Genomic DNA, 8,945 nt, shown 5'->3' on the forward strand with positions numbered 1-8,945 from the left:
CGATGCTGCCCTACGCCACTGACAACGGCCGTTCCCGGGCGGCCCCGGACGGTCTCAGACCGCCTTGTTCCGCCGCCGCGCCAGCTCGTCCATCGGGTTGTGCCCGACCAGGGTCTCCCCGGTGTCGACGCGCTCCCCGTGCAGCTGGGACAGCGCGCTCTCCACGTCCCGCCACACCACGCCCACGGCGATGCCGAAGACACCCTGGCCGCCCTGGAGCAGGGCGTGCACCTCGTCGGGCGAGGTGCACTCGTAGACCGTGGCCCCGTCGCTCATCAGCGTCATGCGCTCCAGGTCGCTGAAGCCGCGCTCACGCAGATGCCGGACCGCGGTGCGGATGTTCTGCAGGGAGACGCCCGTGTCCAGGAACCGCTTGACGATCTTCAGCACGACGACGTCGCGGAAGCTGTACAGCCGCTGCGTGCCCGATCCGTGGGCCGGCCGCACGCTCGGTTCGACCAGGCCCGTACGGGCCCAGTAGTCGAGCTGCCGGTAGGTGATACCGGCGGCGGCGCAGGCCGTGGGCCCCCGGTAGCCGATCTGCTCGGACGCCATGGATGTCGCCCCTCCGCTGCTCGGCACAGCCGTCGGTCGCTGCGGAGCCTGGTCGATCGCGCCGCCGTGCGCGGGATGCTCCCCGCCCTGACGGAGCCGGGAGCTCTGGGGAGGGTACGGCCCGCTCACCCCGAAACCGCGTCCGGGGGCACCCCCAGCCGTACCGTCGCCGCTGCTTCTCACGCCGACCTCCGTCCTTGACCTGCCTCCTCGAAGGTAGGCAGTCACCAAGGGTGCGTCAACGATCGCCACACTCGGCACGCCGAGTGATAATCACCCTAAGAGTGGTTTCCCGTACCTCGCCGCGGGGAAAGGCTAGCCGAATGTCCTCGGCGCGAGCCCCGGCGACCGACCGGGCCGACGGCCTCCGACCGCCCTCACTGGTTGCTGGTCCCGAAGTCCTCCGGCGAGATCTGGTCGAGGAACTCGCGGAACTTCTCCACCTCGTCCTCCTGCTCGTCCGGGATGGCGATCCCGGCGTCGTCGAGCACCGTGTCACTGCCGTAGATCGGCGTACCCGTGCGCAGGGCCAGCGCTATGGCGTCGGAGGGGCGGGCGCTCACCTCGACACCGCTGGCGAACACCAGCTCCGCGTAGAAGACGCCTTCGCGCAGATCGGTGATGCGTACTTCCGTGAGCTCCTGTCCGACTGCTTCCAGCACGTCCTTGAACAGGTCGTGGGTCAGCGGCCGTGCGGGTGCCATGCCCTGCTGGGCGAAGGCGATGGCCGTCGCCTCCCCCGGTCCGATCCAGATGGGGAGGTAGCGGTCGCCGCCCACTTCACGCAACAGCACGATCGGTTGGTTGGAGGGCATCTCGACCCGGACACCTACGACATCGAGCTCGTTCACACAGCAACCCTAGGCCGTGCCCGGGACGTTTGGGTAGTCGGGCAGGGAACGGGTGGCCGATCCGGGCCCCCGCGCCGCTCCGTCTCAGGGCAGCCGTATCCCGAGCGCCGCCTGCACCAGCGCCGCGTGCAGCTTCACCGTGAGCCCCGCCAGCTCCTTCGTGCGCGCCTGCGCGTGAGCCCTGGTCTGCGGGTTCCGGTGGCGCTTCAGCGGGGCCACCACCTGGTCCACCAGGCCGGCCTCACGGTCGGCGGCGGCCTTCATCGCCCTCAGATGACGCGGCTCGATCCCGAACCGCCCCAGCTCGGTGATGAGCCCGGCGACGGTGACCGACTCGGCGTCGTACATGCCGTCCTCGACCGGGGCGAGCAGCCCGTACGACTCCCACTCGGTGAGCGTCCGCTCGTCGATGCCGGCCGCCGCCAGCAGCCGGCCGCGCCCGATACGCGCCGCCGTGGGCCCCTCGGCGGCGGACTCCTGAGCGGTGTCCCCGTCGTCCCCCGGACGGCCCAGTACCGGCAGCTGGACGGCCTCGCCGCGCTCCATGGCGTCAAGGTGCTCACGGATCACCTTGAGAGGCAGGTAGTGATCGCGCTGCATGCGCAGCACATGACCGAGGCGCTCGACGTCCCCGGCACTGAACTTGCGGTACCCCGACGGGGTCCGCTGCGGCTCGATCAGCCCCTCCGACTCCAGGAAGCGGATCTTGGAGATGGTGACCTCGGGGAACTCCTCGCGCAGCACGCTCAGCACCGTGCCGATGCTCATCAGTCCGGTGCCCGCGGCGGCGGCGCCGTTGCCGGCACCGCCGCTCGGTGTCTGAACCATGAACCTTCCCTGGGGTCCCCCGGACGGATCCGGGGAGGTCAGTAGCCCCGCTGGCTCGCGTAGAAGACCAGCCGGTACTTGCCGATCTGCACCTCGTCGCCGTTGGACAGGGCGACCTGGTCGATCCGCTCCCGGTTGACGTACGTGCCGTTCAGGCTGCCCACGTCGGCCACCGTGAAGGAGCCGTCCGGGCCGCGCCGGAACTCCACGTGCCGACGGGAGACCGTCACGTCGTCCAGGAAGATGTCGCTCTGCGGGTGACGCCCGGCCGTCGTCAGATCGCCGTCCAGCAGGAAGCGGCTGCCCGAGTTCGGCCCGCGGCGCACGACCAGGAGCGCGGAACCCATCGGCAACGCGTCGACGGCCGCCTGCGCCTCGGGAGAGAGCATCGGCGACGGCGTCTGGCCGGTGGCCTCCGCGTCATAGGCCTCGAGACCGGAGATCGAGATCGTGGACGTCGTCTCCGAGGGGCGCTCCGGAGTGACTCCGGGCCTCAGCGGCGCGCCGCAGTTGGAGCAGAAGCGGCTGTTCTCCGCGTTGCGGTTGCCGCACCTCGTACACACCAGGGCCGACATGGACGGATCCTCCTGCCGCGGCTGCCCCCCGGGGGCGTGGGACGCGTACGGGTCGGAGAACCCTCCACCCGTACCTGAGGTCGACGGTTGCCCGAAACCTATGCCGCCCGACTGTGCGGGGTCAACGGACTGCGCGCCCTGACCCACCTGGTCCCGGTACAGCGGACGCTGACCTTCCGCCTCAGGCTGTGCGCGATGACGAGCGGTCGCGTTGTCGCTGCCCTCTCGCCGCGCACTCTTGCCGAACAACTTCGCAAACAACTTCACGGGCGATTCCCCTTGACCGAAACAGACCCGCCCGTGGGGCAGGACGAACCCTGACTGAACACATTGGCCGACCCGGACATCTTCACAACGTCCGCCTCCGCCAGACAGTTTCCACCACGCACCACCCATTCGGTGCGCCGACCCCCCGCAACCTCATGCCCTCGCCGGACGCCCCGCATGCACCCCCGGTTCACTGGGAGGACGACCGAGCGTAGTCAGGCCGCTTCACCACCCGCAAGGCATCCACGGCGATCTTGGTCGATCGCTCCACGGTAACGGTGGCCTGTTCCTTTTCGAGAGTCTGCACCACGCCTCCGGGGATGTTGAGCGCCGGCTCGAGGTCCTGCGGCTTGCCGATGACCTTGAAACGATAGGGCGTGGTGATCTTGTTCCCGTCCACGCCGACACCGTTCCCGGAGTCCGTCAGATAGGTGCCCGCCACCACCCGCACATCGTTCACCTGGATCGCCTCGGCACCAGCCGCGCGCAGCTCCTGGATGGCGTCGAGCAGCATGTCCGCCTCGACCGTCCCCTTCGTGTCCTCGATGGTCATCGTGATCCCGGGCCCCTGCGCGGCCACGGTGCCCGCCAGCACGCCGAGTTGCCGCTCCTTCTCGATCGTCTGCTTACGGGCCTCCTCGGCCTGGTCGGAGCTGTTCTCCAGCTCGTCGCGCTGCTTCTCGAGTCCCTGCTTCTCGTCCTCAAGACGCTCTGTGCGGTCGTCGAGTTCATCGAGGATGCGCACAAGATCTTCCTGACGTGCCCCGCGCAGCGCGCTGTCACTGTCGCTGTTCGACGCCACCTGGACCGCCAGGCCGAAACCGAGGCCGAACAGCAGCAGGGCGACGATGAGTTGGGCCCGGGTCACCCGCGGCGGCCACAGCCCCTTCACCAGCCGCTGCCGGCCGGTCAGACCGGGTGAGGGCTTCGGAACGTCCCCCTCCGCCGGTGCGGGCGCCCTCGTGGGCGCCCCGGCGGGCACCTCCGCCGGCAGTTCCCTGCGCAGGCCGGCCGTGGGCGAGGCGTCCGGAGCGGGCCTCGGCGGGGACACCGCCGGGCGTGTCGTCTCGTTGTGCTCGTGCTCACTCATCGGCCTCACGCCCGGAACACATGCCGGCGGATCGCCGCGGCGTTGGAGAAGATGCGGATGCCGAGGACCACCACGACGCCCGTCGACAGCTGGGCTCCCACGCCGAGCTTGTCGCCGAGGAACACGATCAGCGCGGCGACGACGACGTTCGACAGGAACGACACCACGAACACCTTGTCGTCGAAGATGCCGTCGAGCATGGCCCGCAGCCCTCCGAACACGGCGTCGAGCGCCGCGACGACGGCGATCGGCAGGTAAGGCTCGACGACCGCCGGAACCTCGGGCCGGACCAACAGTCCGGCCACGACTCCCACGACGAGGCCCAGTACGGCGATCACGATGTGCCCTTCTCGGTTATCGGCTGTGCGGTACGTACGATCACACTCGGTGCGGCGGGCAGCCGGACGTCGTCCTCCACGGAGAGGGCCGTCCGGATCCCGTAGTTCTCCTGCAGGGCATGCAGATACAGCCCGTCAGCGCTGTTCTGGAACCGGTCGCTCAGCTCCCCGCCGTCCCCCACCGCGAGCACCGTGTACGGCGGCACCAGCGGCCTGTTGTCGACCAGTATCGCGTCTCCCGCGGCCCTGATCGCCGACAGGGCGGTCAACCGCTGCCCGTTGATGGAGACGGCCTCGGCCCCGGACTCCCACAGACCGTTGACCACACGCTGCATGTCACGGTCACGGACCCGCCCGGTGTCGGAGAACCCGGAGGTCGACCGCGGACCGTCGCCACCGCCCCCGCTCGCGTCCTTGGCGTCGTTCACCACGAGCCGCACGCCGGGCCCGTGCACCGCGACGGCGCCGGACAGGATGCCCACCAGCGCGGACCGGTCGCCTCCGCTGTCCCGGAGCGCCTCGCGCTGCCGCGCACTCACGTCCGCGCGCAGTTCGTCGACATCGTCCTCGAGCTTGTCCGCGGCCTCGGTCTCCTGGTCGATCCGGTCGATCAGCTCCTCGCGCTCCTTGGCGACGACGGGAGCCGCGACCCGGGCCTGCGCGGCCCCGACGGTCACGATCAGGGCGGCGAACACCAGGCCGACGGCGAGCCCCAGCTTCGACCTGAGGGTCTTCGGCATGCCGCCCTCGCCGGCGGTCTTCCTCCGCGCGGCGGCCTCGGCGTATCCGTCGTCGAGGCTGTGGTCCATGACGTTGGTGAGCAACGACATGGAGGCGTCCGGGCGCGCGGGCCGCGCGGGTGTGCTCCGAACGGGGGGTTGCTGCGGCATGCCGCACATCGTCGCACGCCGCGACCACTACCTCCGAACGGACCTACCGGCGTGCCGGACAGGCCCCGTCGGGGACACTTGTCCGGCACGCACGCGTACCGCTCGTTCTACCGCCGGTGCCGGCCGCTCACCGGCCCGCGCTGTCCACGACCGCGGACCACTCGTCGAGCAGGGCCTGCGCGGAGGCGTCGTCGGGGCCTTCGGCCCACAGATGGGTGACCGCCTCGGCCGGGTCGGGCAGCACCATCACCCAGCGGCCGTCGGTCTCCACCACCCGCACGCCGTCGGTGGTGTCCACGAACCGGTCTCCGGCCGCTTCCACGACCCGCCGCATCACCAGGCCCTTGACGGCCCACGGGGTCGCCAGGTCCCGCTTGAGCACATGCGCCCGCGGGATGCGCGCGTCGATCTGGCTGAGCGTGAGCTGGGTGCGCGCCACCAGCCCGATGAGCCGCACGAAGGCCGCGGTGCCGTCGTAGACACTGCTGAACTCCGGGACGATGAAGCCGCCCTTGCCGTCACCGCCGAAGATCGTCCCTTCCTCGCCGCCCACGCGCGTGAGGTCGTCGGGCGAGGTGGTCGTCCACTCGACCTGCGTGCCGTGATAGGCCGCGACCTGCTCGGCGATCCTGGTGGTGGTCACCGGGAGCGCCACCCGGCCGCTGCGCCGTTCGGAGGCGATGAGGTCGAGCATCACGAGGAGCGACCGGTCGTCCTCGATGATCCGCCCCTTCTCGTCGACGAGGGACAGCCGCTCACCGACGGGGTCGAACCGTACGCCGAAGGCGGCACCGGAGGACGCCACGATCTCTCCGAGCCGGACCAGCCCCGAGCGCCGCATGTCGGCCGTCTCGGTCGGCCTGGACTCGTCGAGACCGGGGTTGATGGTCAGCGAGTCGACGCCCAGCTTGCCGAGCAGGCTCGGCAGCACCAGGCCGGCACTGCCGTTGGAGGCGTCGACGACCACCTTGAGACCGGACTCCGCGATGCCGGTGATGTCGACGTTGCGCAGCAGCGAGCCCGTGTACGAGTCGAAGACACTGGCCGGGAAGTGCAGATCCCCGATCTCCCCGGGGAACGCGCGCCGGTACTCCTGCCGCGCGAACACCCGGTCCAGCTTCCGCTGGCTGCCCTGGGAGAGGTCGGCGCCCTGTCCGTCGAGGAACATGATGTCGACGGAGTCCGGCACGCCGGGCGTGGTGCGGATCATGATGCCGCCCGCGCTGCCCCGCGCGGTCTGCTGCCGCGCCACGGGCAGCGGCACGTTCTCCAGGTCCCGTACGTCGATGGCGCTGGCCTGCAGCGCGGAGATGACCGCCCGCTTCAGCGCACGGGCACCACGGGAGTGGTCACGGGCCGTGGTGACGGTCGAGCCCTTCTTCAGCGTCGTCGCGTACGCGCCGGCCAGCCGTACCGCGAGTTCCGGTGTGATCTCGACGTTCAGGATCCCGGACACGCCCCGGGCCCCGAAGAGATGCGCCTGTCCTCTGGACTCCCAGATCACCGAGGTGTTGACGAACGCGCCCGCCTCGATGGTCTTGAACGGGTAGACCCGCACATTGCCCTGGACGATCGATTCCTCACCGATCAGGCACTCGTCACCGATGACGGCGCCGTCCTCGATCCGTGCCGCGCGCATGATGTCGGTGTTCTTGCCGACGACACAGCCCCGCAGATTGCTGTGCGGTCCGACGTACACGTTGTCGTGGACGACGGCCTTGTGCAGGAAGGCGCCGCTCTTCACGACGACGTTGGATCCCACGACCGTGTGTTCGCGGATCTCCGCGCCGGCCTCGACCTTGGCGTAGTCGCCGATGTAGAGGGGCCCGCGCAGCACGGCGTCGGGGTGCACTTCGGCTCCCTCGGCGACCCAGACGCCCGGGGAGATCTCGAAGCCGTCGATGTCGACGTCGACCTTGCCCTCCAGGACGTCGGCCTGCGCCTTCACATAGCTCTCGTGCGTGCCGACGTCCTCCCAGTAGCCCTCGGCGACATAGCCGTAGACGGGCTTGCCCTCCTTCATCAGCTGCGGGAAGACGTCACCGGACCAGTCGACGGGCACATCGGGTTCGACGTAGTCGAAGACCTCGGGCTCCATGACGTAGATGCCGGTGTTCACCGTGTCGGAGAAGACCTGCCCCCAGGTCGGCTTCTCGAGGAAGCGCTCGACCTTGCCTTCCTCGTCCACGATGGTGATGCCGAATTCCAGCGGATTGGGGACGCGGGTCAGGCAGACCGTGACCAGGGCGCCCTTTTCCTTGTGGAAATTGATCAGATCGGTGAGGTCGAAGTCGGTGAGGGCATCGCCGGAGATGACGAGGAAAGCGTCGTCCTTCAGCGCCTCCTCGGCGTTCTTCACGCTCCCGGCGGTACCGAGTGGCTTCTCCTCATTGGCATAGGTGAGCTCCATTCCGAGCTCCTCGCCATCACCGAAGTAGTTCTTGACGAGCGACGCAAGGAACTGGACGGTCACAACGGTTTCGTTGAGCCCATGCTTTTTGAGCAACCGCAGAACATGCTCCATGATCGGCCTATTGGCCACCGGCAGGAGCGGCTTGGGCATGCTTGAGGTCATGGGACGAAGGCGGGTGCCTTCACCCCCGGCCATCACGACGGCCTTCATGTCGGAAGCGTCCTCCTCTAAGAGACGACGGTCCAGCCGACTTCACCCGCCAGGATTGTCCCGCACTTTTCCACTGCGAGCCATCGCACCACCCTGTGCGCGCCAATCAGCGAGCTCAATCGGCCACAGCGTCCGCACGGACCAGGCGGCGGACTTGGACCACGTAGAGCACTCCTGCCCACCAATACAGAGTTGTACCCCATCCGGCGAACGCCCAGCCGAAAATAGCAGCGAGTGACGAGATCCAGCCAGTTCCGTCACTGAGCAGGAGCAGTGGGAAAGCATACATGAGGTTGAAGGTGGCGGCCTTCCCCAGGAAGTTCACCTGCGGCGGCGGATAGCCGTGTCGCCGGAGGATGCCCACCATGACCAGGAGAACCAGCTCACGCGCCAGCAGAACGGCGGTCAGCCAGAGCGGCAGGATCTCGCGCCAGGTGAGGCCGACCAGCGTCGAAAGGATGTAGAGCCGGTCGGCGGCAGGGTCAAGCAGCCGGCCGAGGCTGCTGATCTGGTTCCACCGTCGCGCCAGCTTGCCGTCCAGGTAGTCGCTGACGCCGCTGAAGGCCAGCACCAGGAGGGCCCAGCCGTCGCTCTTGGGGCCGCCGAACTCCGGCCTGAGGATCAGCCACAGGAACAGCGGTACGCCAACGAGCCGTGCCATGCTGAGCATGTTCGGGATGGTGAGGACGCGGTCTGTCTGGACCCGCGTCTCCTGGACCTCCACCCGGGATCCTCCTGTGGGAAACGTGTCGATGATGCCCCCCGACCTTACCTCAACGCAAAAAAGCTCTGGCTCTCGGGCTGTACGCCCAAGAGCCAGAGCTCTAAAAGGAGTTCGGCGGCGTCCTACTCTCCCACAGGGTCCCCCCTGCAGTACCATCGGCGCTGTAAGGCTTAGCTTCCGGGTTCGGAATGTAACCGGGCGTTT

The 8,945-nt window shown here is 68.8% G+C and carries 9 protein-coding genes and 1 rRNA gene; all 10 read right to left on the reverse strand.

Annotated features, from left to right (window positions below):
* Window positions 1-54 precede the first annotated feature (54 nt).
* On the reverse strand, window positions 55-738 hold the full coding sequence (locus ACFV5H_RS35875) for a MerR family transcriptional regulator (protein WP_385198934.1): 684 nt from the start codon (window positions 736-738) through the stop codon (window positions 55-57).
* Window positions 739-932: 194 nt separating this feature from the next.
* Window positions 933-1,406 carry a bifunctional nuclease family protein gene (locus tag ACFV5H_RS35880; protein ID WP_004934251.1) on the reverse strand — a complete coding sequence of 158 codons (474 nt, stop codon included), beginning with the start codon at window positions 1,404-1,406 and terminating at the stop codon, window positions 933-935.
* Window positions 1,407-1,490: 84 nt separating this feature from the next.
* The gene (locus ACFV5H_RS35885) at window positions 1,491-2,234 is read right to left on the reverse strand and encodes a MerR family transcriptional regulator (protein ID WP_385198936.1); all 744 of its coding nucleotides are present in this window, start codon (window positions 2,232-2,234) and stop codon (window positions 1,491-1,493) included.
* A gap of 38 nt (window positions 2,235-2,272) precedes the next feature.
* Window positions 2,273-3,205 carry an FHA domain-containing protein gene (locus tag ACFV5H_RS35890; protein WP_385058162.1) on the reverse strand — a complete coding sequence of 311 codons (933 nt, stop codon included), beginning with the start codon at window positions 3,203-3,205 and terminating at the stop codon, window positions 2,273-2,275.
* Window positions 3,206-3,266: 61 nt separating this feature from the next.
* Window positions 3,267-4,166 (reverse strand): DUF881 domain-containing protein, encoded by a 900-nt coding sequence (locus ACFV5H_RS35895; RefSeq protein ID WP_385198938.1) that lies wholly within the window; start codon window positions 4,164-4,166, stop codon window positions 3,267-3,269.
* 5 nt (window positions 4,167-4,171) lie between these two features.
* Window positions 4,172-4,504: a small basic family protein gene (locus tag ACFV5H_RS35900; RefSeq protein ID WP_003988855.1), complete on the reverse strand. Its 333-nt coding sequence runs from the start codon at window positions 4,502-4,504 to the stop codon at window positions 4,172-4,174.
* Entirely contained in the window at window positions 4,501-5,394 is an 894-nt protein-coding gene (locus tag ACFV5H_RS35905) for a DUF881 domain-containing protein (RefSeq protein WP_385198940.1), read from the reverse strand. The genes ACFV5H_RS35900 and ACFV5H_RS35905 overlap by 4 nt, the downstream gene beginning before the upstream one ends.
* A gap of 127 nt (window positions 5,395-5,521) precedes the next feature.
* Window positions 5,522-8,017, reverse strand: coding sequence for a sugar phosphate nucleotidyltransferase (locus ACFV5H_RS35910; protein ID WP_385198942.1), 2,496 nt, complete (start codon window positions 8,015-8,017; stop codon window positions 5,522-5,524).
* Between the two features lie 115 nt (window positions 8,018-8,132).
* Window positions 8,133-8,741: a CDP-alcohol phosphatidyltransferase family protein gene (locus ACFV5H_RS35915; RefSeq protein WP_073934564.1), complete on the reverse strand. Its 609-nt coding sequence runs from the start codon at window positions 8,739-8,741 to the stop codon at window positions 8,133-8,135.
* 109 nt (window positions 8,742-8,850) lie between these two features.
* A 5S ribosomal RNA gene (gene rrf, locus ACFV5H_RS35920) occupies window positions 8,851-8,945 on the reverse strand; the annotation flags it as partial.

The sequence above is a fragment of the Streptomyces sp. NPDC059787 genome, from assembly GCF_042732315.1.
In the GTDB taxonomy this organism is placed as follows: Bacteria; Actinomycetota; Actinomycetes; order Streptomycetales; family Streptomycetaceae; genus Streptomyces; species Streptomyces atrovirens.